The sequence below is a fragment of the Halomonas sp. GT genome (assembly GCF_002082565.1).
Taxonomy (GTDB): domain Bacteria; phylum Pseudomonadota; class Gammaproteobacteria; order Pseudomonadales; family Halomonadaceae; genus Vreelandella.
On sequence record NZ_CP020562.1, the window covers coordinates 1,106,491 to 1,132,737 of the forward strand.

The 26,247-nt window shown below is 54.8% G+C and carries 21 protein-coding genes; 15 read left to right on the forward strand and 6 right to left on the reverse strand.

What is annotated here, in order from left to right:
• The first annotated feature begins 9 nt into the window (after positions 1–9).
• The 11 genes from ptsP (at position 10) to B6A39_RS05250 (ending at position 16,493) form a co-directional block, all read left to right on the forward strand.
• Positions 10–2,589: a phosphoenolpyruvate--protein phosphotransferase gene (gene ptsP, locus B6A39_RS05200; RefSeq protein ID WP_083002062.1), complete on the forward strand. Its 2,580-nt coding sequence runs from the start codon at positions 10–12 to the stop codon at positions 2,587–2,589.
• 1 nt (position 2,590) lies between these two features.
• Positions 2,591–4,330, forward strand: coding sequence for an N-acetylglucosamine-specific PTS transporter subunit IIBC (gene nagE / locus B6A39_RS05205; protein ID WP_083002065.1), 1,740 nt, complete (start codon positions 2,591–2,593; stop codon positions 4,328–4,330).
• Between the two features lie 191 nt (positions 4,331–4,521).
• A complete protein-coding gene (locus B6A39_RS05210; protein WP_083002068.1) occupies positions 4,522–5,928 on the forward strand; it encodes an OprD family outer membrane porin in 1,407 nt (468 codons plus the stop codon).
• A gap of 17 nt (positions 5,929–5,945) precedes the next feature.
• A complete protein-coding gene (locus B6A39_RS05215) occupies positions 5,946–8,642 on the forward strand; it encodes a beta-N-acetylhexosaminidase (RefSeq protein WP_083002071.1) in 2,697 nt (898 codons plus the stop codon).
• 119 nt (positions 8,643–8,761) lie between these two features.
• Positions 8,762–9,559, forward strand: coding sequence for a Cof-type HAD-IIB family hydrolase (locus tag B6A39_RS05220; protein ID WP_083002075.1), 798 nt, complete (start codon positions 8,762–8,764; stop codon positions 9,557–9,559).
• Between the two features lie 100 nt (positions 9,560–9,659).
• A complete protein-coding gene (locus B6A39_RS05225) occupies positions 9,660–10,385 on the forward strand; it encodes a response regulator (protein WP_083002079.1) in 726 nt (241 codons plus the stop codon).
• Positions 10,382–11,854 carry an ATP-binding protein gene (locus B6A39_RS05230; RefSeq protein ID WP_083002082.1) on the forward strand — a complete coding sequence of 491 codons (1,473 nt, stop codon included), beginning with the start codon at positions 10,382–10,384 and terminating at the stop codon, positions 11,852–11,854. Before B6A39_RS05225 ends, B6A39_RS05230 begins: the two co-directional genes overlap by 4 nt.
• A gap of 168 nt (positions 11,855–12,022) precedes the next feature.
• On the forward strand, positions 12,023–13,318 hold the full coding sequence (locus tag B6A39_RS05235; RefSeq protein ID WP_083002086.1) for an ABC transporter substrate-binding protein: 1,296 nt from the start codon (positions 12,023–12,025) through the stop codon (positions 13,316–13,318).
• A gap of 83 nt (positions 13,319–13,401) precedes the next feature.
• Complete coding sequence (locus tag B6A39_RS05240; protein ID WP_083002090.1) at positions 13,402–14,316, forward strand: carbohydrate ABC transporter permease; 915 nt, start codon at positions 13,402–13,404, stop codon at positions 14,314–14,316.
• Positions 14,309–15,187 carry a carbohydrate ABC transporter permease gene (locus B6A39_RS05245; protein ID WP_009722537.1) on the forward strand — a complete coding sequence of 293 codons (879 nt, stop codon included), beginning with the start codon at positions 14,309–14,311 and terminating at the stop codon, positions 15,185–15,187. The genes B6A39_RS05240 and B6A39_RS05245 overlap by 8 nt, the downstream gene beginning before the upstream one ends.
• 184 nt (positions 15,188–15,371) lie before the next feature.
• Positions 15,372–16,493, forward strand: a complete 1,122-nt coding sequence (locus tag B6A39_RS05250) for an ABC transporter ATP-binding protein (protein ID WP_083002093.1) — start codon at positions 15,372–15,374, stop codon at positions 16,491–16,493.
• Between the two features lie 84 nt (positions 16,494–16,577).
• Here the strand turns inward: B6A39_RS05250 and B6A39_RS05255 are convergent, their stop codons facing one another.
• Positions 16,578–18,218 carry a BCCT family transporter gene (locus B6A39_RS05255; RefSeq protein ID WP_083002096.1) on the reverse strand — a complete coding sequence of 547 codons (1,641 nt, stop codon included), beginning with the start codon at positions 18,216–18,218 and terminating at the stop codon, positions 16,578–16,580.
• A 94-nt stretch (positions 18,219–18,312) separates the two neighbouring features.
• Positions 18,313–18,519: a sulfatase-like hydrolase/transferase gene (locus B6A39_RS05260; protein WP_232318751.1), complete on the reverse strand. Its 207-nt coding sequence runs from the start codon at positions 18,517–18,519 to the stop codon at positions 18,313–18,315.
• A 162-nt stretch (positions 18,520–18,681) separates the two neighbouring features.
• Here B6A39_RS05260 and B6A39_RS18885 point away from each other — a divergent pair, with 162 nt between their 5' ends.
• Complete coding sequence (locus tag B6A39_RS18885; RefSeq protein ID WP_156886203.1) at positions 18,682–18,828, forward strand: hypothetical protein; 147 nt, start codon at positions 18,682–18,684, stop codon at positions 18,826–18,828.
• On the opposite strand, the gene B6A39_RS05265 is transcribed toward B6A39_RS18885, so the two are convergent.
• The 4 genes from B6A39_RS05265 to B6A39_RS05280 are packed head-to-tail and all read right to left on the reverse strand — an operon-like array spanning position 18,825 to position 22,361.
• On the reverse strand, positions 18,825–19,853 hold the full coding sequence (locus tag B6A39_RS05265; RefSeq protein WP_083002109.1) for a YcjF family protein: 1,029 nt from the start codon (positions 19,851–19,853) through the stop codon (positions 18,825–18,827). The two genes, B6A39_RS18885 and B6A39_RS05265, sit on opposite strands and share 4 nt — an antisense overlap.
• Positions 19,850–21,238 (reverse strand): YcjX family protein, encoded by a 1,389-nt coding sequence (locus tag B6A39_RS05270; protein ID WP_083002113.1) that lies wholly within the window; start codon positions 21,236–21,238, stop codon positions 19,850–19,852. The genes B6A39_RS05265 and B6A39_RS05270 overlap by 4 nt, the downstream gene beginning before the upstream one ends.
• Positions 21,239–21,242: 4 nt before the next feature.
• Positions 21,243–21,431: a hypothetical protein gene (locus B6A39_RS05275; RefSeq protein ID WP_083002117.1), complete on the reverse strand. Its 189-nt coding sequence runs from the start codon at positions 21,429–21,431 to the stop codon at positions 21,243–21,245.
• Positions 21,432–21,491: 60 nt separating this feature from the next.
• Positions 21,492–22,361, reverse strand: coding sequence for a D-hexose-6-phosphate mutarotase (locus tag B6A39_RS05280; protein WP_083002121.1), 870 nt, complete (start codon positions 22,359–22,361; stop codon positions 21,492–21,494).
• Between the two features lie 159 nt (positions 22,362–22,520).
• Between B6A39_RS05280 and B6A39_RS05285 the strand changes: the two genes are divergently transcribed.
• From B6A39_RS05285 to B6A39_RS05295, 3 genes are all read left to right on the forward strand, one after another.
• Positions 22,521–22,763 carry a GlsB/YeaQ/YmgE family stress response membrane protein gene (locus B6A39_RS05285; RefSeq protein ID WP_009722543.1) on the forward strand — a complete coding sequence of 81 codons (243 nt, stop codon included), beginning with the start codon at positions 22,521–22,523 and terminating at the stop codon, positions 22,761–22,763.
• Positions 22,764–23,021: 258 nt separating this feature from the next.
• Positions 23,022–25,487: a DUF1266 domain-containing protein gene (locus B6A39_RS05290; RefSeq protein ID WP_083002125.1), complete on the forward strand. Its 2,466-nt coding sequence runs from the start codon at positions 23,022–23,024 to the stop codon at positions 25,485–25,487.
• 106 nt (positions 25,488–25,593) lie between these two features.
• Positions 25,594–26,232, forward strand: a complete 639-nt coding sequence (locus B6A39_RS05295; protein ID WP_083002130.1) for a C40 family peptidase — start codon at positions 25,594–25,596, stop codon at positions 26,230–26,232.
• The last annotated feature ends 15 nt before the right edge of the window (positions 26,233–26,247 follow it).

Here is a 26,247-nt window from a genome sequence, read left to right on the forward strand (position 1 = left end):
AGTCTTCCCATGTCAGATTCTAATCAATTACTAACACTGCAGGCCCCCGTGTCGGGAGTGGTGGTACCTCTATCAACGGTGCCCGATCCGGTTTTTGCCAGCCTAACCCTGGGAGAGGGCATTGCCCTTGATCCATTGGGTGAGTGTCTGCATGCCCCCTGTGATGGCGAGGTGGTGCAGTGTGCTCGCACCCATCATGCATTCACCCTAAAAACCGAGGCAGGCGTCGAGTTACTACTGCACCTGGGTTTGGATACGGTTGAGTTGAACGGGGAAGGCATTGAGCCTTTGGTTGCCGTGGGTGATCAAGTGCGTGCTGGCGATCCGTTGTGCCGCTTCGATGCTGATGCATTAGCGCAGGGCGCAAGTGCGCTGATTACCCCGCTGGTGGTTACCGAGGCGGCTGGATGGCAATTGTTGCCGACGAAGCATCGCGAGGGAGAGCAGGTTTCACTCGGTGAACCTTTACTGGTGCTAACCCGCACTGCTATTGAGCAATCTGATATACCTGCTGAAGGGTCGTTCGCTGAGCGCCGGGTGACCCTAGCCTTGGCATCGGGGCTGCATGCGCGACCGGCTGCTCGACTTCGTGCTATTGCTCGAAAGCATAACGTTAATCTGACGGTGCAACAGGAGTGTTCAAGCGACAACGCTACCAGTGCTAGCGCCGCTAGTCTTAGCGCATTAATGAACTTGGGCCTGACCGAAGGCGCAATGTTAAAACTGACTGCCCAGGGAGAGGCTGCTGAGGCCTCGCTGGATGCCGCCGAGCGGCTGTTAACAACTCCTGAAGCCGAAGAACATAGCGCACCTGCGTCATCTACATTAACCGCAGTAGCACTTAAAGAGGGCGAACTGGCTGGCTTAGTGGCTAGCACTGGTTTAGCCATCGGTCCGCTTGTCTCTTATCAATTGCCGCTACCCGCCGTGCCTTTGATGGGCGAGGGAGAAGCAATTGAAACAGCTCGCTTGAAAAAGGCGCTATTAAGCGTTGGCGAGGCGCTAGCCAACGCTGAAGCGCAAGCGACACGCCAGGGGCAGAGTGCCGAGGCGGAAATCTTTGCTGCCCATGGCGCCTGGCTCGAAGATCCCGATTTGGCGGCAGCTGCAGATAAGCACATTAGTGAAGGTCGCAGTGCTGGCCAAGCTTGGCGTGAGGCGCTTGATGCCGAAGCCGCAAGGCTTGCGGCGAGCGGAAATACGCTGCTTGCCGCCAGGGTTGCAGATCTGCGCGATTTGCAGCGCCGTGTGATGGTGGAACTAAGCGACGACCAGCAAACGGCACTTCCTGAGCTGCCTAAGGGGGCCGTCGTCGTTGCTGATGAACTGACTCCCTCAGAGCTGGTGGCCGTTGCTACCCAGCATCCTGCTGGGCTGTGTCTCGCGGGCGGCGGCACCACTTCTCATGTGGCCATTTTGGCACGCGCCCGAGGTATTCCCTGCCTTGTGGCCATGGGGGCGAGCCTAATCGACGCTGCTAATAGCGCCACAAGCGAGAGCGTCATTCTAGATGCGGAAAAAGGGCGCTTGGCGCTGAGCCCCAGCGCTACTCAAAGGGCGGAAGTGGCAGAGCGCATTAATGCTCGCCGTTATGAAGCTGAGCAAGCGCAAGCGTTAGCGCATGAGCCAGCGATGACTCTGGACGGGCGAGAAATTGAGGTATGCGCCAATATCGGTGGCGCCGAAGAGGCGCGTTTAGCGGCAGATTCGGGGGCTGATGGTGTAGGCCTACTGCGCAGTGAGTTTCTTTTTCTTGAGCGGGATAGCGCCCCCAGTGAAGCGACTCAGCGTGATGAGTATCAGGCTGCTGTGAAGGCCTTAGATGGCAAACCTGTGATTATTCGCACCCTGGATATTGGTGCAGACAAGCAGCTTCCTTATCTGCGATTGCCGTCAGTACCTAACCCAGCGCTGGGCGTGCGGGGCGCTCGTTTGTGGGCCAGCCAGCCTGAACTGCTGGAGACTCAGCTTCGAGCGCTACTCGGCGTCACGCCGTTGGAAACGTTGCATATCATGCTGCCGATGGTGACTGAGGTTGGCGAGCTGCGCGAAGTGCGCAAGCGCTTAGAGACGTTGGCCAGCGAAATGGGGCTCGATGCGCGGCCGCGCCTTGGTGCCATGATCGAGGTGCCTAGTGCTGCTCTGTGTGCTAGAAGCCTCGCTGTTGAAGCCGACTTTCTGTCGATCGGCACCAACGATCTAACCCAGTACACCCTGGCGATGGACCGTGAGGACCCGGCGCTCACCGCACGAGCGGATGTATTGCATCCCGCGGTGCTGCGGCTGATTCAAGCGACGGTGGACGGCGCGAAAGGGCACTGCCCCGTGGGAGTCTGCGGCGCGGCTGCGGGTGATGAACAGGTCGCGCTTCTGCTCGTCGCGCTGGGTGTCGATGAACTCTCTGTAGAACCAGCACGTGTGCCTGCAGTGAAAGCTGCCCTGCGTTGCCTGAATGCTGCCGCACTGGCAGACGAACTTCCCGCACTACTGGCCTTAGACGATGCGACCGCTGTACGCCAGCACTTAAGCGCGTGGCTTGCTCAGGCCAACCAAACCGACATAACAACAACGACCCTTGAGAGGTGCTGAAATGTCTTCTACGACCTTCGGTTCCCGCCTGATGGGCGGACTACAGCGGCTTGGCCGCTCTCTGATGCTACCTATCGCAGTATTGCCCATTGCAGGTCTATTGCTGCGACTTGGGCAGCCTGATCTGCTGGATATTGCCTTTATTGCTGGCGCTGGCGAGGCCATTTTCGCCAACCTGGCGCTGATTTTTGCCATCGGCCTAGCCGTAGGTTTCGCGGATGATAGTAACGGCGCCGCTGGTCTAGCCGGGGTGATTGGCTATCTGGTGCTAGATGCGGTGCTGACAGCGCTTAACCCTGAGATCGATATGGGAGTGCTGGCAGGGATTATTGCCGGCAGCGTGGCAGGTCTGCTTTATAATCGCTATAAGTCGATTCAGCTCCCTGATTATCTGGCCTTTTTTGGTGGTCGACGCTTTGTGCCTATTGCTACTGGCCTAGCTGCGGTGGCAATGGGGGTTGTTTTTGGGGTGATTTGGCCGCCCATCCAACATGGCATTGATGCACTTGGTCACTGGCTGATTGGCGCCGGTGAACTGGGACTTTTCGTGTACGGAACGATTAATCGTTTGTTGATTGTGACGGGGCTGCATCACGTACTGAATAGCCTGGTGTGGTTCGTCTTCGGCAGTTTCGAGACAGCCTCTGGGGTAGTAGCGAATGGAGACCTGAATCGTTTCTTTGCCGGTGACCCTGAAGCAGGGCGCTTTATGGCGGGCTTTTTCCCGGTGATGATGTTCGGCCTGCCAGCTGCGGCGCTGGCCATGTACCATGCCGCACCAAAAGGCCGCCGTGCCCAGGTGGGTGGCTTGTTACTTTCGTTGGCATTGACGGCTTTCCTGACCGGTGTCACGGAACCCATCGAATTCACCTTTATGTTCCTGGCACCGCTGCTTTATGGCATGCACGCAGTGTTAACGGGCATTTCCATGGCGCTGCTGCACTGGCTGGATGTGAAGCTTGGCTTCACCTTCTCCGCTGGAGCCTTTGACTTTGCACTCTCTTACGGGCTTTCCACCAATGGCTGGCTGATGCTGCCTGTCGGCCTCGTCTATTTTGTTCTGTACTACACGGTATTTCGCTGGGCTATCGTCCGCTTTAATTTACCTACTCCAGGGCGCGAGCCGGAAAGTACTTCCCCTGCAGCAGCCTCAACGCCACTCGGTGAACGTGGTCCGGCTTTTGTCACTGCGTTAGGTGGCGCGAGCAACCTGCAAAGCGTAGGTGCCTGTACGACTCGGTTACGCTTGGTGCTGGAGAATCCTGAGGCAATTGATGAGTCGGCTCTGAAATCGTTGGGCTCTCGGGGGATCATGCGTCTCCAGGGCGGTGGTCTCCAGGTAGTGATGGGGCCCATTGCGGATGGTATCGCAGATGAGATTCGACAAGCGCTCAAGCAGAGTGGAGCGGCGATGGATGCCAATACCTCTTCTTATAGCCCTTCTGAACATAGCCCTTCTGAACATAGCCCTGGTACCCCCGCAAACTCATCTCAACCGACGGCATTGCCCGCCGAGGTGGCCCAACGCTGGATGGCTGCCTTAGGTGGTAATGCCAACGTGCAACGGCTGGACGTCCAAGCCCAGACACGCCTGCGCGTGGAGCTAGTCGATGGCGCTGGTCTAGACAGCGCAGCGCTTGACCAACTGGGATGTAGAGGTATCCAAGCGTTGAACGGCAATACATGGCATCTGATCGTCGGCGATCAAGCCGCTGCTATCGCGCATTCACTAAGAGCCTAACGCTCGTAATCGACACCCGTTACTCGGCACCTGCTGAGTAACGGGGAGCCGTGGCGATTTAGCCAAGACTTCTACGTATAGACCCATGTTTATGGGGCAGCGTTGCGCTGCCCCACAGACCCCGCGCGTCTTTAAAACGTGCACATCACTGCAACGCTAATACAAAATCAACAACAATCGGATACGACGCCATGCTGATATCAAGCATACCTACGCCCCAAAAAGGGCAGCCGTTAGGTCGCTTTGGTCAACTAGCCCTGATCGGTACTTTATCGTTGGTTCCTTTGACGTCTTCTGCCGACGAGCCTCAGGGCTTTATGGAAGAGGCCAGCCTTGAGACCACTCTGTTTTATATCTATCGCGACCGTGATCGTCGTTCGGGAGGTATGGGGCCGGATGGCGAGGGCAGCCCAGGGGCTTACGCTTCCAATCTGCAGCACTCCACCGCCAATCTGGCTGTCGACTTCTCGAGTGGTCACGCGGGGGGCGTTGTGGGGCTGGATCTAGCTGCCTTTGCCGCCTATGACTTTCAGAACCGCCACCAGGGTACGGAATTTAATTTCCGCCCAGCGAGCACTCTGTGGGAAGAACGCTGGGACGGCAAGGAGACGAATGGTGCCAGCCTCTACCGGGCCGCACTCAAGTTCAAGTTTGGCGATATGTGGGGGCGGTTAGGGTATCTGCAGCCCCAAGGCACCAGTGTCATTGCCCCTAACTGGTCCTTCCTGCCAGGCACTTATCGCGGTGGAGAACTCGGCGCCAGGATAGGTGACCTATCGCTGAGCTATTTTCATGCTGATCGTTACAAGGCTCCTTGGTATCAGAGCTTCTACGAGTTCCGCCAAGCCGATGGAGAGACGATCGACTACCTACACTCGCTGGGAGCACGCTACGAAATCACCGAAGACCTGGTGCTCGAGGCAGCTTTTGGGCAAGCCCAGGGCTATATGGATCAAGGATTCGGCAAGGTTTCTTATGCCACCCAGCTAAACGATTCCCCGCTGCGCTTGAGCTACCAGGCCTACGCCGCCAGTGACCGTCATGACGATGGCTCGGCCAACGACGTCTATGACGGCACTGCCTGGCAACAGGTGCTTACCGCTCACTATGATCAAGGTGCCTTCGATTGGCGGCTTGAGTTTAGCTGGGTGCATGCCCCTGGGTCTCAGGGCTACTTCCTGCCGCGAATGACCACCCCTTATGCATCGTCTAACGGCCGCATGGACGTCTGGTGGGATGCCCGGTCCGATTGGAATCACGATGGCGAGAAGTCCCTCTACGCCGGTGTCACCTATGACCTGGAAGGCTGGAGTTTGCCTGGTTGGTCGCTGGGCGTGGCTCATGCTTATGGCTGGGATGCTCGTCCCTACTCAGGTTTTGAGGACCCCAGCCGCCGCTTTAGTGAGTCCGCCTGGAACTTTGATGTGCATTACAAGGTTCAGAATGGCTGGGCCGAGGGCACGCGTTTTCAACTGCACTATACCCGCTACGACAACCGCACCGACTACGCCTCCTGGGGAGATGGCGGCTTTAAAAATGCCTTTCAGGATGAACACGACATCAAGTTCACGGTCGTGGCTCCTTTCTCGATTCTGTAATGCTTGAGGTAAAAACAATGACAACATTGACAATGAAGGCCCTAACGGCACTGGCTGTCGGGGTTGCAATCAACTCGGCGACAGCCCAGGCCAGCGAAACCACACAGCTTGACGCGTCGTCTGCCCGCGACTTGGCGCAGCGGCTGGACGTGCAGTACAAGGTAACCGCCAACCAGCCGCAGGCGCATGATATCGACTGCCAGAGGCTGGGGGCGGATTATGCCGCCTGTTTCACCGCGACAATCCTTTTGACCAATACCTCCGATAAGGCCATTGAGGCGAGCGACTGGGGGCTGTATTTCTCGAGTATTCGTCGTCTGCTGCAGATGGATCACCCTGAACTGTCGCTGACGCGTATCACTGGGGATCTCCATCGCCTTGAACCCAATGACACCTTTACTGGACTGGACGCTGGAGAGAGCCTGGAAATTCCCATCGTGGGTGAGTACTGGCAGCTATTCATGACCGATGTGATGCCCAACTGGTACCTGGCAGTGGGCGATGAAACAGCGGTTATCGATAATACCCGTGACGACGTATTGACCGATTTTGTCCGTGCTCCTTTCGGTGAGCAGCTTATGCGTACACCGGACGATAACAACGTGGTGATGACGGCCGAGACACGCTTCGAGCGCAACGCTGCGGCCACTGCAATGCCCGCCGACGCATTGCGAGGAGCTATTTTGCCGACACCGCGCTTATCTCGCCTTGGAGAGGCTACCCTCGATTTATCTGAAGGGGTCAGCCTCGAGATGCCAATGCTTAGCGAGGCCAGCCTAGCGGTACTGGGAGAGCGCTTCGAGCGGTTCGACATCCCCGTCAACGAAGGTGGCGACAGCTTGGTGATCCGAGCCCGCTTGGTCTCTGAGTCAGACGTTCTCGATGAAGCATTGGCACGGGAGGGGGGCTATCGCCTGCAGCTCAATGAGTCCGGTGCCGATATTCTGGCCTTTGACGCCACTGGGGCTTTCTACGCTGTCCAGTCGCTAATAGCGGCCATGGATGAAGCGGGATTGGTGCCAGCGATGGACATTGATGACGCTCCACGTTACGACTATCGTGGCGTCATGCTGGATGTTGCACGGAATTTCAAAGATAAGGCCTCAGTGTTGCGCTTGCTTGATCAGATGGCTGCGTACAAGCTCAACCGTTTCCATTTCCATCTCACCGATGATGAGGGCTGGCGGCTGGAAATTCCGGGGTTGGCGGAATTAACCGAAGTAGGCAGCAAGCGCTGTCATGATCTGGCAGAAACGAACTGTCTTTTACCTCAGCTGGGCTCTGGCCCAGAGGACGATACTGCCGGTAGCGGTTTCTACACCCGTGAGGATTATATCGATATCGTTCGCTATGCCGAGGCTCGCCATATTCAGGTGGTGCCTGAGATTGATATGCCGGCCCATGCTCGCGCCGCTGTGGTGGCTATGGAAGCGCGACATCGTCGGCTGATGGAGGAGGGCGATAGTGCGGCAGCCAACGAGTATCGATTAATCGACCCCGAAGATACGTCCAATACGCTGTCGGTTCAGCTCTATGATCGTCGCAGCTACCTCAATCCCTGTCTTGAGTCGACGAACCGCTTTGTCGATAAAGTGATGGGCGAAGTGGTATTGATGCACCAAGAGGCAGGTCAGTCGCTGGACAATTGGCACTTTGGTGGTGATGAAGCCAAGAATATCCTGCTGGGTCATGGTTTTCAGGATATCGATGCCGAAGAGCCGGTCGACTGGCGAGGAACCATCGACCAGCGTGATCAGCACCATCCCTGGGAGGCGTCGCCAATTTGCCAACAGAGCGTTGCCGATGGAGAGGTCTCTTCTGTAGAGGAACTGCCGAGCCGTTTTGCCCTACAGGTCAATCAACTCGCTGATAGCTACGGAATAGCACGGATGTCAGCCTGGCAAGACGGCCTTAAGCATGTTGAGTCTGCCGCCGAGTTTGCGACGCCGCAGGTCGCGGTCAATTTCTGGGATCCGCTGTTTTGGGGCGGTAGCCAGTCGGTGGCTGAGTGGCAGTCGCGGGGTTATGAGGTGATTCTTTCTAGCCCAGATTATCTCTACTTCGACATGCCCTACGAGGTCAATCCACACGAACGAGGCTACTACTGGGCGACACGTTTCACCGATACTCGCAAAGTGTTCTCGTTTGCCCCCGATAATCTGGCGCAAAATGCGGAAACCTCAGTTGATCGAGACGGCAATACCTTTCGTTCCGAGAGCGCCGAGGGGTGGCAAGGTGCTCGGGGGATTTCCGCGCAAGCCTGGGGTGAAACGGTACGTAGCGAGACGCAGATGGAGTACATGATTTTCCCGCGTCTGCTAGCGTTGGCCGAGCGAGCCTGGCACCAAGCCGAGTGGGAACTCGATTATCAACCTGATCAGGCGTTCATCGGTGGTGAGACGTCCTTTGTCGACCATGAGTCGTTGATCGAGGACTGGCAGCGTTTTGCCAACCTGCTTGGCCAGCGTGTCCTGCCACGGCTGGAACGTGACGGAATCGCTTATCGTCTGCCGTTGCCTGGAGCCCGGGTTGAAGCGGGTAGGCTAGTGGCCAATGTTGCTCTGCCGGGGGTAAGTATTGAGTACTCCTTGGACGACGGGGCAAGCTGGCAGGTTTATCAGGACAACGCGCCACCTGAGGTGGAAAACGCGGTGCTATTACGCAGCGCCAGTGCCAATGGTCAGCGGCATAGCCGTGTCGTGACGCTAAATTAACCAGCGTTAAGATAGCGAAGAGCCCTCTTCAAGCGGCGTTGCCTTAGAGGGCTCTGATCCGGCTGGGAGCGGCGAGCGTAATCGGATAAGCTGAGAAGTTCTATCATCAGGAGTTCACCATGACATCACGCCTTATCGTTTCCGACCTTGACGGTACGCTGTTAGGCAGCGACCATCGGCTGCACGACAGCACTATTGAGGTGCTGAGAGCGCTGGTATCGCAAGGCCATCATGTCGCGCTAGCTTCTGGTCGCCACTATAACGATATGCGCGTGTTTCGCGATCAGTTGGATATCCCTGCCCATTTAATTAGTACCAACGGGGCATATATCCACGATCCAGACGGCGCTCTTTTGAGCGCGACCCATCTTGAACCAGCCCATGCCGAAACACTTATTGAATTGCCGCGCCCGCCTCAGGTAAGGCTCAACCTTTATCGTGAAAGTGGCTGGTATATCGATGCCGACGCACCGCATCTGTTGTCATTGCATGCCTCGACAGGCTTTCGTTACGAGGTTGTGCCGCAGGAAGCGATGGATGCCGATGGGGTTGGTAAAGTGCTCTATATAGGCGATCCGGCTGCGTTAGCGCAACTGGAATATCAGGCCCAGGAGGCGCATGGTCACAGCCTACATATCACATACTCAACGGTCGACTCTTTAGAAATTATGGCAGGTGGCGTTAATAAAGGCGTGGCCTTAACGGCGCTGTTGGAAAAGCTAAAGCTAACGCCGGCAGAGTGCTTAGCATTTGGCGATAACCTAAACGATACTGAAATGCTTAACCTGGCAGGGGAAGCCCAGGTGATGAACAACGCCCACCCGGCGCTTTTCGATCGTGTTTCCAGCGCTAAGCGTATCGGCCATCATGGCGAAGCGGCTGTGGCTCAGTGGCTAGCAAAACGCTTCGCGCTGTAACCTTGGTCGATGGCCGCTTGCGATAGGGTGGCCACTCCACCATCATCTAGCCCCTAAAATGATAATAACGAGTAATAATAACCCAGGGCATATTGCTACCATGACCACCACGCCTGCTACCTTGATGGTCGTTGATGACGACTCGGAAATACGCGAACTGCTGGCAGACTATTTTGGGCGTCACGGCTATCACGTGTTGACCGCCGACGGGGCGGATTCGCTGTATCAGCAATTGGTGGATCAAGCGCCAGACTTGTTGATCGTTGATGTCATGATGCCGGGGGATGACGGTTTTACCATCTGCCGGGAACTGAGAAAAACCAGCGATACGCCGATTATTATGCTCACCGCCAGTGCCGATGATACCGACCGCATTTTGGGGCTTGAGTTAGGCGCTGATGACTATATCGCTAAGCCCTTCAACCCTCGTGAGTTGCTGGCGCGAATTAAAGCGGTATTGCGCCGAGCCCGCCCGGCAGCAACTGGCGCGTCAACCCAAGAGGCTCGCTGGGTGCGCTTTGGCGACTGGCAACTTGACCGCATGACCCGCGAACTGATTGACCACGAAGGTCTTCGCACCGCACTTTCCGGCGCAGACTTTCAATTACTGCAGGTATTTCTGGAACGGCCTGCCACCGTCATTACTCGCGATGATCTCTACACATTGACCCGCGGCCGTGAAGCGCCACCGCTAGATCGCTCGATTGACGTACATGTGTGCCGCTTGCGCCAGCGGCTGGGGGAAGATGCACAGCACTCACAACTGATTCGAACTGTGCGTGGGGCTGGCTATGTGTTGACCGCTAGGGTTGAAGCTGCTTCGTGAAGGGCGTAAAGCGCAACCTCGCGGGCTGGTTGCCGAGCAGCCTACGTGGGCGCTTTGTGGTCATTATGATTGCGGGCGTGCTGGCTGCTCAAGCGGCTAGCTATGCGCTATGGACATCCCAGGTGCGAGCCAGCCAGCTGGAACAGTTAGACGAGCTTTCCAGCAACATGGCCTTCAGTATTGCTTCGACCATGCGGTTTTTCCGTTCGCTGCCAGTAGATTATCGGCACATTGTACTGGATCAGTTGCGTAGCATGGGCGGCACGCGTTTTTTTGTCAGCGTGAATGAGCGACGTATTCCTGTCGAAGATATTGGCAGCGGCCCGGAAAAAGAGGTCGTAGTCGACAATGTCCGCGCTATCTTGACCCAACAACTCTCCATCGACGATGTGGTGGTGGAGTTTTCCCGCCCGGAAACCTTGCGTGTCTTTAATAACGAAGTGCTGCTTTACGATTTACCACCCCGTTGGGGGCAGCACAGTCTGTTAATGGAGCCGCTTTCGCCCCCTATCTTAGTGGTGCAGTTGGAGCTGGCCCCGGATACCTGGCTTTACGTGGCCACATTACTGGGGGTGCCGGATATTTTTAGCGGCTACCGCTGGCTGTCTGAAGAGCGTTTATTAGTTGGTGTGCTGGTGCTGTTAAGCGTGCTCGCGCTTTCGTTACTCGGTATTACCAGTGTGACTCGGCCGTTGGCGCGGCTTTCCCGAGCAGCACGCCAACTGGGTGATGATTTGGATAGTCCGCCACTCAAAGAGAGCGGCCCTAAAGAAGTGGCCGCCACTGCAGTGGCCTTTAATCGTATGCAACGGCGTATTCAAGATCAGATTGATGAGCGTGAGCGGCTGTTTTCGGCGATTTCTCATGATCTTAAAACCCCCATTACACGCATGCGATTGCGTGCCGAAATGCTCGATGATACTGCTCAGCGTGAACGTTTTTGCGCCTCACTTGACGAGTTGAGTGAGCTGGTCAAGGGGGCATTGGCCTCGGTCAAAGGGTTGGACCTGCATGAAGAACCCCGGGCCACGGATCTTAACGCGCTGGTGTTGGAGATTGCCGAAGAGCTGCGTTTACATGGTGGAGAGGTATCTCTCTGTGGCAGCGTAGCACCACTGACTGTTAAGCCATTGGCGCTAAAACGCTGCTTGGCAAACCTGCTTGAAAACGCGGTTTTTTATGGTCAGAAAGCAACCGTAACGCTGGAAGAGCAGGCGGGCGTCGTGACGTTGCGCATTCATGATAATGGGCCAGGTATTCCTGATACGCAGCTTTCCCGAGTATTTTCCCCGTTTGTGCGCCTGGAAGCCTCTAGAAGCCGTTACACCGGTGGAAGCGGCCTGGGGCTTGGTATTGCTCGTCATATTGCCCGTGCTCATGGGGGCGATATTGTCTTATCGAATCACTCGGCAGGTGGGTTAGTGGCCACGTTAACGCTACCGCGCCAAACGAGTGTTACTGACTTGTAATAAAACCCTAACACTATTAATAAATTGCCAAGACTATGCAGGACTCGGTAACTCCCGTTGTGTACCTGGGTGGCGTACTCTGCTGTGAGTCGTTCAGTCGAGCATCATCAGCAACGACATCTCATAAGCACAAAAACAACACCACAATAACAACAGCAGGAGCTATTCATGCCGATTACCAATATGCCCGTTTTTAACGTCCCCACATTTAAAAAATCCGCACTCGCGTTAGCCCTGGTGGCTGGTACCACCATGGCAGCCAGCACCACCCAAGCTAACGAAGTGGAAGTACTGCACTGGTGGACATCCGGCGGTGAAGCCCGCGCGGCAAACGTTCTCAAAGAGTTAATGGAAGCTGAAGGCTATGGCTGGCAGGATTTTGCCGTGGCTGGTGGCGGTGGTGAAACCGCTATGACGGTACTTAAGTCTCGTGCAATGTCTGGCAACCCGCCTTCCGCCGCGCAAATTAAAGGCCCTGAAATTCAAGAGTGGGGCGAACTTGGCCTGTTGGGTGATTTAGACGACGTCGCCACTGCTGAAGACTGGAACGATCTACTGCCCGAGAGTGTTGCCGATATTATGCGCTACGACAGCCACTATGTTGCCGTACCCGCGAACGTTCACCGTGTTAATTGGCTGTGGGCCAATCCTGACGTGCTAGACGCGGCAGGCGTTGAGATGCCTACCACGCTTGAAGAGCTATTTACCGCCGGTGACGCCATTCGCGAAGCTGGTTTTGTACCGCTAGCCCATGGCGGCCAAGCGTGGCAAGACGCGACGGTGTTCGAGAGTGTCGTGTTGGGCAGTCAAGGCACCGAGTTTTACCAGCAGGCGCTGGTGGAACTAGACCCTGAGGCGCTGGGCGGGGAGCAGATGATTACGGCACTTGAAGACTTTAAGCGCCTGCGCGAGTTGATGGATCAAGGCATGTCAGGCCGCGATTGGAACATTGCTACCGCGATGGTGATTGAAGGTGTTGCAGGTTTTCAGCTAATGGGTGACTGGGCTAAAGGGGAGTTCACCGCCGCAGGCCTTACCGCTGGTGAAGACTATCTGTGTGCTGCCGCCCCCGGTACTGAAGACGCCTTTACGTTTAATATCGACAGCCTGGCGATGTTCCGTGTTACTGACGATGCTGAACGTGATGCCCAGCAAACCCTGGCGCGCCTAGTCTTAGAGCCGACCTTCCAAGAAGCCTTTAACCTCGCCAAAGGTTCCATTCCAGCGCGGCCTGATCTGGATATGAGTGAGTTCGATAGTTGTGCCCAGCAGTCGCTTGCTGATTTCCAACGCACTGCTGATAAGGGTGGCCTGGTGCCGAGCATGGCCCATGGCATGGCGGTACGCGCTGATGTTCAGGGAGCAATCTTTGATGTCGTGACCAACTACTTCAACGATACTGATATGCCTGCCGAAGAAGCCGCCCAACGGTTAGTGAGTGCGGCTGAAACCGCCTCTTTTTAAGCCACCGCGTACTTTTTTATAAGTGACGTAACTAGCGCCGCCGCAACGGCGGCGCTAGCGGTTGACTGGCGAGGAATTATCTCATGAGCGAACCCACGACGCGCACTGCAGTGCGACCGACGGCGTCTGGCTGGCTGCAAACTTGGCTACCACGCCTGGTGCTAGCCCCTTCTGTAGCGGTGTCTCTGTTTTTTGTTTACGGCTTTATGCTGTGGACCTTTGTGCTCTCTCTAACCAGCTCGCGCATGCTGCCAAGCTACGACTTTGTTGGTTTTGGCCAGTATTCGCGGCTGATGGCCAACGAGCGTTGGTGGGTAGCGTCCACCAATCTAATGGTGTTTGGCGTGCTATTTATTGCGATTTGCCTGGTGATTGGCGCACTGCTGGCAATTTTATTGGATCAGAAAATTCGCCAAGAGGGTGCGTTGCGCACGATTTATCTCTACCCCATGGCGCTGTCGTTTATCGTCACCGGTGTGGTGTGGAAGTGGCTACTCAACCCGCAGTTGGGCATCCAGGCGATGGTGCAAAGCTGGGGGTTTGAGTCGTTTCGCTTTGACTGGATCGTTAACCCGGATATGGCGATTTATACCCTGGTGATTGCTGCGGTTTGGCAAGCATCTGGCTTTGTGATGGCGCTCTTTTTGGCGGGGCTGCGGGGTATCGATGACAGCATCGTCAAAGCGGCTCAGTTAGACGGTGCTAGCCTGCCGCGCATTTACTGGCGAGTAGTGATGCCTTGCCTGCGCCCGGTAGTGTTCAGCGCGGTGATGATTCTGGCCCATATTGCGATTAAGAGCTTTGACTTAGTGGTAGCGCTCACCGGCGGCGGGCCTGGCTACGCCACCGACCTACCGGCCACCTTTATGTACACCCATGCCTTTAACCGTGCCCAGATCGGGCTTGGCTCCGCCAGCGCCATATTAATGCTCGGCGGCGTTCTGGCTATTTTGATTCCTTACCTCTATTCCGAATTAAGGAGCCGTAAACATGGCTAACGTGATTCGTCGGCAAACGCCCGCCGCGCGGCTTTTGCGTGCCGTGCTTTATGGCGTACTTATCGTGGCGGGGCTGTTTTATATCCTGCCGCTGGTGGTCATGCTGATGACCTCTATCAAGCCGTTGAGTGAAATTAGCGCGGGTACGCTGCTTTCACTGCCGCAAAATCCAACCCTTGAACCCTGGACGAAGGCCTGGGGAGAAGCGTGTACCGGTATGCGCTGTGAAGGGGTAGGTGGCTATTTTTGGAACTCCTTTGCGATTGTGATTCCTGCGGTGCTGATTTCCACCACGGTTGGAGCGCTAAACGGCTATGCGTTGACCAAATGGCGCTTTAAAGGCTCTGAGTTGGTCTTCGCGCTGATGCTGTTTGGCTGCTTTATCCCGTTTCAGGTGGTGCTGCTACCGATGGCACAAACCCTGGGCTGGTTAGGGCTTTCCAGCTCACGTGCAGGGTTGATTTTGGTTCATGTGGTCTTTGGCATCGCCTTCACCACGCTGTTTTTCCGCAATTTTTATGTCGGGATTCCTAACGAGCTAGTCTCGGCGGCGAAGTTGGATGGCGCGGGATTTTTCCGTATTTTCTGGCGCATTTTATTGCCGGTTTCCGCGCCGATTATTGTGGTGTCGGTGATTTGGCAGTTCACCCAGATTTGGAACGACTTTTTATTCGGCGTGGCATTCTCGGCCCACAACACCCAGCCAGTGACGGTGGCGCTCAACAATCTTGTGAATACGTCCACTGGTGTGCGTGAGTACAACGTCGATATGGCCGCGGCAATGATTGCAGCACTGCCAACGCTGGTGGTGTATGTCCTGGCCGGAAAGTATTTCGTGCGCGGGCTGACGGCAGGCTCCGTGAAAGGCTAATAACAACTAAGTGAATGGCAGCAACCATTTCTAGACGGTCAGAAGCAGCCCTCGGCGGGGGCGCTGTGAACCCATCCATGGGCGCTACTTTCGCCATCCATGGCGAAAGACCCCCGCTACGGGCTGCTATTGACCGATCCAACTAAGTGGAGTTTGTCAGTCGCTTTACAATGGGATTTTCATTATGGCAGCGTTAGAAATTCACAACGTGCGCAAAGAGTTCGGCAGCGAGCGGGTGTTGAAAGATGTCAGTATTTCGATTGATTCTGGTGAATTCCTGATTTTGGTGGGGCCATCTGGCTGTGGTAAATCCACGCTGATGAACGCCATCGCCGGGCTTGAGCCCGTGACTAGCGGCAATATCTATATTGACGGCGAAGACGTCACTTGGCGCACGCCCGCTGAACGGGATATTGCCATGGTGTTTCAGTCCTACGCACTTTATCCCAGCATGACCGTGCGGCAAAACATCAGCTTTGGCCTGGAAATGCGCAAGGTGCCCAAAGCTGAGCGTGCCGCTGCCGTAGAGCGCGTAGCCGACCTGCTGCAAATCTCCCACCTGCTGGAACGTAAGCCTGCCCAGCTTTCCGGTGGTCAGCGTCAGCGTGTGGCCATGGGGCGGGCGCTGGCCCGTGAACCCAAGGTGTATCTATTTGACGAGCCGCTATCCAACCTGGACGCAAAACTGCGGGTGGATATGCGTACCGAGATTAAAAAGCTCCACCAGCGCTTAGGTACCACAATTGTTTACGTCACCCATGACCAAGTTGAAGCAATGACCCTGGCCGACTGCATTGCGGTGATGCGTGATGGTCATATCCTGCAGCTTGGTAGCCCCGATGAGGTGTATAACAACCCGGTCGATATGTTCGTCGCAGGCTTTATGGGTTCACCCTCGATGAACTTTATTCGCGCGACGCTGGAGGCGGCGGGTGATGGTTATGCACTACGTATTGCCACCCCTGATGAAGATGATGTTTTGCTGCCATGGCCCTCTGAACGCAACACAGCGGGGCTCGTGGAACAGTTGAACAAGCCGATTATTCTCGGACTTAGACCAGAACACTTCAGCGAGGAGGATGTTCGGCTGAGCGACCAGGCAGAAGGGACGTTAATGGAGGCCAAGGTAAGCGTCGTTGAGCCGACCGGTGCCGATATTCTGCTACGCCTGCCGCTGGGTGAGCAAGAAATCACCGCTAGGGTAGGGCCTAAATGCGCAATTGCCCCCGGCGAGCGCTTGTCGCTGCGCGTTGATATGGCCCGCGCTGTGCTGTTTGATGCCGAGACTGAACAGCGCTTGGCTTGAAGCGTTAGTGTCATCTCATACTGATAAGTAACGAGCCTCTGCTGATGTTAGCAGAGGCTCGTTACTATCATCCTAATGTCCTCGTTAGCGACGCATATGCTTTAACTCACCATTAAGCGCTTTAATGATTGAGTAGCACATCAGCAGCATAACAATTGAGAATGGAATGGCCGTTGCTGTCACGCCTGCCTGAAGCGCTGATAAGCCGCCACCAATAAGCAGTACGATAGCGATAAGCCCCTCAACAATTGCCCAAAACATGCGCTGTGGTCGGGGAGCGTCAATTTTTCCGCCGGCCGTGATAGTGTCGATAACTAAAGATCCCGAGTCCGACGAGGTAACAAAGAATATCAGTGCCAACACGATGCCTAAGGTAGACATAATACCTGTTAGAGGCAGCTCATTAAGCATGCCGAATAGCGATAATTCAGGTCTGTAGTTGTCGATGACATACTCTTTAACCAAGCTGCCGGCGGGGTCTGCGTAGAGCTGATCTAGCGCAGTAGCACCAAAGACGCCCATCCAAATAAAAATGAACAAGCTGGGTACAAGCAGCACACAGAGCACGAACTCTCGCACTGTACGACCTCGTGACACGCGGGCGATAAACATGCCGACGAAAGGTGCCCAACTGATCCACCACGCCCAGTAGAAAATAGTCCAGGATTGACGGTAGGCATCATCATCACGGCCAAAAGGGGCAGATAGAGGCAAGAAGTCAGCAACATAGGTGATAAGCCCAGACATAAAACCGCTTAGCGCAATCAACGTTGGGCCGGCAAACAAAACGAAGAAGAAAAACAATACAGCCAGGATCATGTTGAATTCAGAAAGCTTCTTTAAGCCGCCCTCTAATCCACGCCATACTGACACTAGCGCGACTGCCGTTACGAGCACAATGACGATCACTTGGGTGGTGGTGTTTACCTCCATGCCAAAGACGAAGTTCATGCCCGCATTCGCTTGCTGTGCGCCCAGTCCTAGGGATGTGGCCAGCCCGAAGAGGGTGGCAAACACTGCCAGAATATCGATGGCATGGCCCCACCAACCCCAAACACGTTCGCCCAGAATTGGAAAAAACGCTGAACGTATCGAAAATGGCAGGCCCTTATTATAGGTAAAAATACCCAGGGCGAGAGCCATCACAACATACACCGCCCAGCCATGGAGACCCCAGTGAAGATAGGTGCCCGCAAGCCCCATGGCACTCGCATCAGCAATAGCGTCAGGGTTCAGTGTTCCATCACTTCCAAAGGGCGGCGTAATACCTAAAGGCAACGAAACATTGGCGTGATAAACCGGTTCTAGAACGCCAAAGAATAGTAAGCCGATGCCAATGCCCGCAGTGAACAGCATTGCAAACCAAGAAAGATAGCTATGATCCGGGCGAGCGTCAGGCCCCCCTAGCCTGACTGATCCATAAGGCAAGACCACTAGTGCCAAGCAAAACAGAATAAAGAAATCCACCAGGATCATGAAATACCAGTCCAGGGTGCCCGTGGAAAAAGCGACGATCGACTGAAAAATGCTCCCTGCGCGTTCAGGAAATAGCAGCGTAAGGATAATAAACACGACCGAAGCAAGTGCGGATACAGCAAAAACGCGATTATGGATATCAAATCCGATGGGGCCAAAGCTCCCCTCGATATTATCCTGCCCGACGACGTAGTCGGTTTGCATATCACTAGTCATAGGCGGCGACTCAGGGTCGCTTTTAGTGCTCATAATAAAATTTCCCTTATTATTAATAATGGGCTCATCAGCCGTCTTATCATCTTTATTTTAGGGTGGTAGTGGTTAAATGATGAATCAACGGTTGTTAGTTACAGAGACGGCTACTAAAAACAATGATGGTATTTTCATCGAGGCCAGTCTCTTTCAATGCTTTAAGCACGTCACCGATTTGATCATCGACATAGCTTAGCGCCCCATAGTAAGCATGGCGCGCGTTGCGAATCTGCTCATCGTTGATGGATCCCTCATCGCACTGGTCAACATGACGCAGCCGCTTTGAGTGTGGATCCATCAGCGCTTTCGAATAAAGCTCACGTGGTATATCGATGTCGTCGTTCTGGTAGCGGTCTCAGGACCCCGAATGGAGTAAGGGGCGTGTGGGTACGTATTTTAACTAGTCAGGAAGTGGTTTTTCCTGTCTGTAGTGCTGGGTTGGAGAGGACTAGTTGAAGACATGCTCGAACGTGACATGCTGGCCGGACTGACGCATCTCAGTCCAGCGACGCCTAACGGTTATGGCATCATTGATGCCAACCCAAATGACAATGGGGTTGGCAAACGCACGTTTCTCGATTGGATCGCATTGAATCATCCCGTTTAACGATCTCGTGAAACGGGCTCTTTATCGAGCCGTTTGATTTGCCTCCACAGGTCTTGACGTAGATCGGCCAACTTGGGTTGCTCTTCATCTGTAAAAGCCACAGGGCGACATAGGCGCTGGGCGCGTAGCCCTAAACGGGCGCTCAGAAGGCCTGTGGCCAAGCCTTGGCCCGCGCGGGCGGAAAGCCTACCTGCCAAATCCAGTGAAAGCATATCCATGCTGGCGTCAGTGGCGAGTTCACTGGCCCCAGCAAAGGCCATGTTATGCAGCACATTACGGAAAAGCCTTAGTCGGCTGGCGTAACCAAGCTCAAGCCCGTAAAGACGGCAGAGCCTGTCGACCATGGCAAGGCTGCGCCAGGCCACCAGTGCCATATCCACCAATGTAAGCGGGCTGATAGCCACCATAATGGCTGTTTCGCCGGACATACGGGTAATCAGGCGTTGGGCTTCGCGGTCACGAGGTGCCAGTAGGTGGTAGCGCAGCAGTGTTTGTATCTCTTCACCGCTGTGGTGGGGCTGGCAGGCGCGCTGAAATGCCTGCCAATGAGGATCATCGTCGCCCAGTTTTAGCTGGCGCTTAAGCTGCTCTGCCATCGATTGGGCTTGCTTGGTAGAGCGCTGTGGCAGCTCGGCTAGGTCATGGCGTAATCGGTCGTGGCGCTTTAAGCGGCGCAGACGGCCAAGCTCTTTCAACAACGACAGACCGCCTAAACCAATCAAGCTAATGCCAAACAGCTGCCAGGCCATGGACATCCACTGTGACTGGGCAAAGGCGTCTGGAATGCCGGTGACCAGTTCTACGCTGCCCAAAGTGGCACCGCCGACCAGGGCAAACATCAGCCCCCAATGGCGCTTTCGGGGCGTGCTTAGGCTCGTTTCCGGAAGTGCTTTAACGTCTGCCTGGGTAGTCAGCGGCTGATGCGATTCACTCGCGGCAAAACTTTCACGCTGACGCAACTGCTCGGGGCCAGGGACGGATGCTTCTTCTGTCTGAAAATCTCGGCGCGGCTGAGGATTACTCATATCAATTTATCTCCAATCAGCCAGTCGATAGCGGCATCCATGCGGATGTGTGAAAGCGCTTCGCTGTCAACAGACATTGGGCGAAAGCTGGGAAAGTCAAAGCCCTGCTGCTGCCAAAAGTCCGGTTTCGGAAGGCGGTTCGGCACGTCACCCGGGTAGACAAGTACGTCTTCACCCTCAAGGGTGGTGCCTTTTAGGGCGGGGGTGCGTTTGCCTTCGTGGAGCACTTCACGGGCTTCAGTGGCGCGTATGGCTGCCAGTGACAATGCTTTCACCGGGATGTCGGCAAAACGCAGATCTTTAAGCGGTTCAGCAAGTAACGCCTCCAGCAGTTGCACAACATTGCCGTGCTGATCGGGCGTCACGTGGTCAGCTTTGGTTGCAGCAATAGTGAGACGGTCAATTTTCGGCGCAAACAGGCGCGTCAGCAGGCTACGCTTGCCGTAATCGAAGCTTTGCATCAGTTGGCGCAGCGCTCGGGAAAGGTCTTCAAAGCGTTCCGGTCCGGCATTAAGCGCGCCTAGCACATCGACCAACACAATCTGACGGTCGAAACGGCGAAAATGGTCACGATAAAAGGGCCTTACCACTTGCTGCTGATAGTAGCGAAAGCGTGCTGCCAAGGTGGCGTAAATACTAGTATCGGGTAGTGCTTCCAGGGTTTCTTTTGGTGCATTTAATTCAGGAAGCGGAAAAAATTGCAGGACTGGCGCGCCATCTAGCTCGCCAGGGAGCAAAAAACGTCCTGGCTGAAGATCGGAAAATCCTGCCTGTTTGGCCCGTCGAAGACCTTGGGCATAGGCATCTGCGAGTGCTGCCAGCTTGGCTTCATCAGCCTCGGCGGCAGGGTCTAGTTGCTCAACCTCCACTAGCCATTCGCTGAATAGCACCTTCCGGTGTGGGCCTTCATGCAGCGACTGCGCCTGGCACCAGCTATAAAAGTCGTGCTGTAACAGGGGTAAATCCAGCAGCCACTCGCCTGGGTAGTCGAATAAGTCGAGGGTTAAGTGGGCAATGTCTGGGGTGAACCAGCCTTGTTGGGCAGGGCGGTAGCGTAACTGTAAGCGCAGTTCACTGATGCCACGGGTGGGCTCTGGCCAGCGCGGCGGTGTATCACGTAGCGCCGCTATGCCAGGGTCATAGGGGAAACGCGGCACACCAAGGTCGGGTTGGTTCAACCGCTGCGCACCCAGCAACCGCCCCTCACGGGCGGCCGGTAGCAAGCCTAGTTGGGCCTCAACTCCAGCGTGGCGCAACTGATTTACCAGCGACGTTAGAAACGCGGTTTTCCCTGCTTGAGATAGCCCCGTTACCGCCAGCCTTAATTGCCGGTCACGGCCTCGCTCTAATAAATTGCTAAGTTCGCGACTTAACGGCTGGCGCATCCTCTCAATTCCTTATTAGTACAGCCTGGGAAAGCATGGGTAGGGTGGCGATGATAAACCCGACCACAGCGACGCTATATCCTGGCCAGCGGCGCTGCATTTTTTGCGCAAGTGTTAAGCCAATTAAGCATATCACCATGCCAATCAGGTTAAAGGCAAAGGTGGCAGCCTCCAGCCATTGCTGTGGATCCATCGTGTCTCCCTTAAAAACGTTAACGACTTCGATGATAACAAAGCGTTGATGAACCGAGGATTAACCGCGGCTTAATGTCGTACCTAATAGATGTTGTGCGCCGGGGACTAGCCATACTGGATCTAAGCGGGTGTTGGCAGCTTCGACGCAAAAAAAGTGACGCGCAGCGTCGACTGGCGTGTCATTGGGTAAATCGCTGTCTGGGTGCCACACCACAGTGGAGTCGCTGGATTGTTTGGCAATACGAAGCGTACGTTGCCCATCGTTCAATAATACGGCTTCATTGGTGTGATAAATACGGTCGACGGCTCCGCGAATGGCCAGCGTGCCCTGTTGTTGGTTCTCGGCAAAGCCGCGCAGTTTGTCTAGATAACGTGCGCCTGCCAACCCTTCTAAGCGGCATTGGTGTACATCACTAACAGCCAAATAGGTGTGAAGAGCACCGCTGATTTTAACCGGTGCTTCACCAATATTTTCGCTGATCAATTCGACGTTCAAGCGTTGTGCGTTAGCCTGAATGACAACACGCGCGGTTAGCTGGCTATGCAAGGAATCGACAGGAGAGAGATGGACTTCAATACCTTCAGCATGTTCATCCACTGCGTCTAAACGCCACTGAGCGTGGCGAGCAAGCCCGTGGAAAGGGCCGTTACGATCAGGACTTTCATCGGCATAGCGCTCGTCGCCAAACCAGGGCCAGCATAGAGGAATACCACCACGAATCGCGCCAGGAAGCGCCTGTGGCGTGGGGGTAACCCAAAGCCAGCCAGTGTCGTCAGTAGGTTGAAAATGCAACACTTGTGCGCCCTGTAGGCTAACCGCCATTTCTCCCCAAGCCATCTTGAATAGCGCTATGTCACGCCCCTGCCAAGTTACCTGTTGGTGGCCGTCTACATCGGACAGTAATTGCTTGAGAGAATCGGGAATCATAGGGTTTCCTTGTAAGAGCAGGCATCAAGTAGGCAGAACAGTTGCGCCGTGTGCTATGGTAGGACAAGCAATAGTTATACGTAAAACACTGCGGATAAAACGTTGCAGTTAAGATGTTATAGGTAAAACCCTGACGAAAGTGAACATCAAGGAGGCACTATGGGCTTTATTGCGTGGTTGATTATTGGTGGTTTGGCTGGCTGGATCGCTGGCAACATCATGCGTGGCGGTGGTTTTGGCATTTTGGGAAATATTGGTGTTGGTGTTGTTGGCGCAGTGCTTGGCGGGTTTTTATTCAGCCTGTTAGGTCTACAAGCGGGTGGTTTTATTGGCTCGTTGGTAACAGCAACTGTCGGTGCAGTCGTGTTGTTATGGATAATCAGTAAAGTTAAAAGCGCTTAGCGCAGTCAACCAAGAGCATTATTTGCTGCCCGGCCCAGTGCCGGGCAGCACTGTTTTAGGCGCTCGATTTTTGCCTCGTTTTACGTTTCATCGCTATCGGCCTTCGCGCCACTTTCCGTTACACTATGCCTTCTTTGCAATGCCATTTTGACGATGTCTTTATAACGACGTCTCTTTTTATTTTAAGCGGCCTTATTTAGCGGGCGGCTCACTCTTTTTTTATTTTATTAATAGCTTCCTGTTTCTTAGAGGTGTCTTTTGGCCGATGCACTGAATGCCTGGTGGGCTCAACAGCTCGTGTTGTGTGATTGGGCCTTTACGCCGCATCCACTGACGGTGGATGCGAGTGCGGCTGAGCAACGTCTGCTACAGCTGGGTATTGCACACCGTGGTGAGTTGGCTGATCAGCTCTTTTTTGCGCTGGATGCCCCCACCAGTGAAGCTGATCGGCTATTGGGGGCGCTAGAGTGGGCAGCGCTAGCAGGTGCGGCATGCTGGTTGACACAATCTCAAGCGCAAACGTGGGCACACCACATTACTCGACGCATTACGTCTGATTACAGTGATCTGCGCGCTTGGCTTTCCGACCTGCGCCGAGCGCTTGGCGTGAAAGGATGGGAAACCGGCGCGGATGATCGTTTTATTGATGCTTGTCAGGCGTTAGCGGATTTAGAAAGTGAAGGCGAAGGCATCACTTGGCAAGTTCTTGAAACAGCACTGGCACGATTGCCTGAACCGCAGCCGCTATGGCCAGAAGGCCCCTCAGCACAGCCGTGGCGTCTATGTGCGCTGTTTCGCTCTGTGCTCAGCTATCCGGCAAGTGCTGCTGATTGGCCGGATGCCCCCCAATGGCTAGCACGTATCTGGCAGGTTCACGATCGGGATCAGTTACTTGAAGTGATGCTGTGGCTAAGCGCTCAAGGGGAGCGACAGAGCTGGGATATTGAAGCCCGTGAACTGCTTACGATGGATCATGCTCAGCGCCAAGAGTGGCAGCGAAGTGCTGTTGCAGATGCCCCCTATGCCCCTGTGTTGACTACATTTGTCAGTCAGGGCGAGCCACTGGAGTGGGCCGCTTGGGACTGGCTACGTCTGGTGGAATTGGCGTGGGCGGGCGCTTGCTGTGGCTGGTTAAGCCAAGCAGAAGCTGATGATCTTGCAGCGCATGCGGCTGACTTAATAAGCCGCCGTTACCATGATTGGTACGCGGTGCTGAAAGCCTACATGCGTGGCCAAAGCCTATTTGAAGGGGTCGATCGGCGTGGTATGACGCCTAGTACGCGCCATAAGTTGCTAACGCAGGCGCATCACAGTCCGTGGAAGTGCCCGTTGAGCTCGCTGCTTGATGAGCCAACGCTGAGTGCATCTCGTGAGCGTATTAAGCAATGGCGAAATACCTCTCATCATTGGTTACTGGCCCTGGCTAGCGTGCGAGAACCGGATGTGATGCTACGTCAGTTAAATCCGTCAGCGCCTATCTCAGAGCAGCGCCGTGCTGAAGCGGCGGTCTATCTTCAGGATTCGTTAGATCTGCATGCTGACGAGGGGTACCAAGCACTAGCTCGCTATTGGCTGCCTGCACAGGCGCACCACCTTAACCAGCTTGCCGCAGATGCCGTTCACGGCGTTATGCCGCCGTCGCAGACACCTTTTGGTCAACCTACGCCTGACGAGCTAAAACAGCGTAACGCTGTAAAAGGGGTTAGTCGTCACGCTGCTACTATTCACATGGCAGAAAAGTTCGCGTTTTACCTACACATGGCGCTGGATAGCAGCCTATTTGAGCGTGAACCACTGATGACGCATGCCAGTGCTTTGCGTAGCTGCCTATGTCGCTTTTATGCCACGCCAAAGCGTTTGCTTGAGGCATGGTTTGCCTGGGAAAGCTGTTTACCAGAGCCAGAGCACGATTCACTGATTAATGAAATTGCCTGGCACTTAGAGGACCCCGGTAGTCTTTTTCATTGGTTGAATTGGCGCCCTGATGCGTGGTGTGAACCTGGCGAACGGCCAACGCTCAGCCATTTCACTGCCATGTCGCTGGTTGGGCCGCTCAATAGCGCTGTGTGGAGTGAACCTCAAGTGGAAAGCCCCAGAGAGTGCGCTGATATCCGTGAATGGGTGGAAAGTCATTATCATCTGACGAGTGCTGGTGACATGCAGGAGTTTTTGACCTTCATGTTCGAGTCTGGTGATCGTCAGGAGTACCAGATTAACTATGCGCCCTACACACTTAACCCTGAGCGCTTAGATGCCGAAATCGCTATTTTAGAGTCGGGGGATTGTGCTGAGGAGGATCGTCATCATCTGCTTCGCTTGCGCCGAGTGCAAAGTAATGAAGATGGTTGTAACGATGTGGATATGGCTGCTTGGGACATTGCTCAATTAGTGGATCTCGCGATTGCTGCTCGCCAGCTTGGCTGGTTAGACCGGCAAGCGTTTGCTGACGTGCTGGATCGCGCTTATAAGCTGGCGGCTGATCACTATTCCGGCTGGCAAGAGTATTCCGCGGGAATGTACGCAGGCTTTTCATTTTTTATGGGCGAAACACCCGAGCGAGAAAGTTTTCTGGCAGGGTTTCGACAGGCGTTAGTCGCGTGGCTGTGTGGTGCACCCATACTGGCTGGGCCATGGGCAAGCCTTGATTTCCCTGGCAATAAACCGCGCCATTTCGCCCCGCTACATATCGATACGTTACCGGGCGATCAGCGGATATTACATTGAAGCTCGCCAAGCATAGGGTAATTAGCTTATAGTCCAGGGTTTGAAAAAATGAGCTATCTCATACGTCACTCCCATTAAACATTTTTATTGTTACGAGGTTAATCGCATGGTTGCGTCGCCACACCCCGCTGTGACCGCTGTCCGTGTTGTAAGTGTTTGTGCTGTTGTCGCTGTTTTAACTGGTTGTGCTGGCTCTGCCTCACGCCAGGGCATGGAGCCACCCGAGAATTATTTCTCAATGGCGCTGCCGGGATTGGCAAAGGGCGAAAGCCTCGCAATGTCTCCGGTCAGTAACGCCACTGGCCAACTGCGTAGCCTTCAGACGCCGCCACCTACGATCATTCGTCAGGCACTGTTAGAACAGCATCAGCGATGGGCTGGGACGCCGTACCGAATTGGTGGCACCTCAGAACAAGGCATTGATTGCTCTGCTCTGGTAAGAAATGTTTTTCGTGACACGTTTAATTTAGAACTGCCTCGATCAACCTATGATCAAGTGCATGAGGGACGCCCGATCGACCGCCAAGAGCTGCAGGCGGGCGATCTGGTCTTCTTCCGCCCTCCAGGTCAATATAATCATGTGGGCATTTATGTGGGAGATGGCCGTTTTTTACACGCGTCTTCTTCCAAAGGCGTCATGATTTCTCGTTTGGATAACAGTTACTGGCAGCGCTACTATTGGCAGTCTCGCCGCGCGCTTGAGCCGACTAACTTAGCCCAGCTTAGTAGCCGCTACATGCCGTAAATGTCTGCTATCAGT

Coding starts and splice junctions, on each gene's coding strand:
- B6A39_RS05295 (WP_083002130.1), top strand. CDS start 25,594: ATGGTTGCGTCGCCACACCCCGCTGTGACCGCTGTCCGTGTTGTAAGT.
- nagE (WP_083002065.1), top strand. CDS start 2,591: ATGTCTTCTACGACCTTCGGTTCCCGCCTGATGGGCGGACTACAGCGG.
- ptsP (WP_083002062.1), top strand. CDS start 10: ATGTCAGATTCTAATCAATTACTAACACTGCAGGCCCCCGTGTCGGGA.
- B6A39_RS05235 (WP_083002086.1), top strand. CDS start 12,023: ATGCCGATTACCAATATGCCCGTTTTTAACGTCCCCACATTTAAAAAA.
- B6A39_RS05215 (WP_083002071.1), top strand. CDS start 5,946: ATGACAACATTGACAATGAAGGCCCTAACGGCACTGGCTGTCGGGGTT.
- B6A39_RS05250 (WP_083002093.1), top strand. CDS start 15,372: ATGGCAGCGTTAGAAATTCACAACGTGCGCAAAGAGTTCGGCAGCGAG.
- B6A39_RS05280 (WP_083002121.1), bottom strand. CDS start 22,361: ATGATTCCCGATTCTCTCAAGCAATTACTGTCCGATGTAGACGGCCAC.
- B6A39_RS05270 (WP_083002113.1), bottom strand. CDS start 21,238: ATGCGCCAGCCGTTAAGTCGCGAACTTAGCAATTTATTAGAGCGAGGC.
- B6A39_RS05240 (WP_083002090.1), top strand. CDS start 13,402: ATGAGCGAACCCACGACGCGCACTGCAGTGCGACCGACGGCGTCTGGC.
- B6A39_RS05225 (WP_083002079.1), top strand. CDS start 9,660: ATGACCACCACGCCTGCTACCTTGATGGTCGTTGATGACGACTCGGAA.
- B6A39_RS05220 (WP_083002075.1), top strand. CDS start 8,762: ATGACATCACGCCTTATCGTTTCCGACCTTGACGGTACGCTGTTAGGC.
- B6A39_RS05275 (WP_083002117.1), bottom strand. CDS start 21,431: ATGGATCCACAGCAATGGCTGGAGGCTGCCACCTTTGCCTTTAACCTG.
- B6A39_RS05245 (WP_009722537.1), top strand. CDS start 14,309: ATGGCTAACGTGATTCGTCGGCAAACGCCCGCCGCGCGGCTTTTGCGT.
- B6A39_RS05285 (WP_009722543.1), top strand. CDS start 22,521: ATGGGCTTTATTGCGTGGTTGATTATTGGTGGTTTGGCTGGCTGGATC.
- B6A39_RS05265 (WP_083002109.1), bottom strand. CDS start 19,853: ATGAGTAATCCTCAGCCGCGCCGAGATTTTCAGACAGAAGAAGCATCC.
- B6A39_RS05255 (WP_083002096.1), bottom strand. CDS start 18,218: ATGAGCACTAAAAGCGACCCTGAGTCGCCGCCTATGACTAGTGATATG.
- B6A39_RS05260 (WP_232318751.1), bottom strand. CDS start 18,519: ATGGATCCACACTCAAAGCGGCTGCGTCATGTTGACCAGTGCGATGAG.
- B6A39_RS18885 (WP_156886203.1), top strand. CDS start 18,682: ATGCTCGAACGTGACATGCTGGCCGGACTGACGCATCTCAGTCCAGCG.
- B6A39_RS05210 (WP_083002068.1), top strand. CDS start 4,522: ATGCTGATATCAAGCATACCTACGCCCCAAAAAGGGCAGCCGTTAGGT.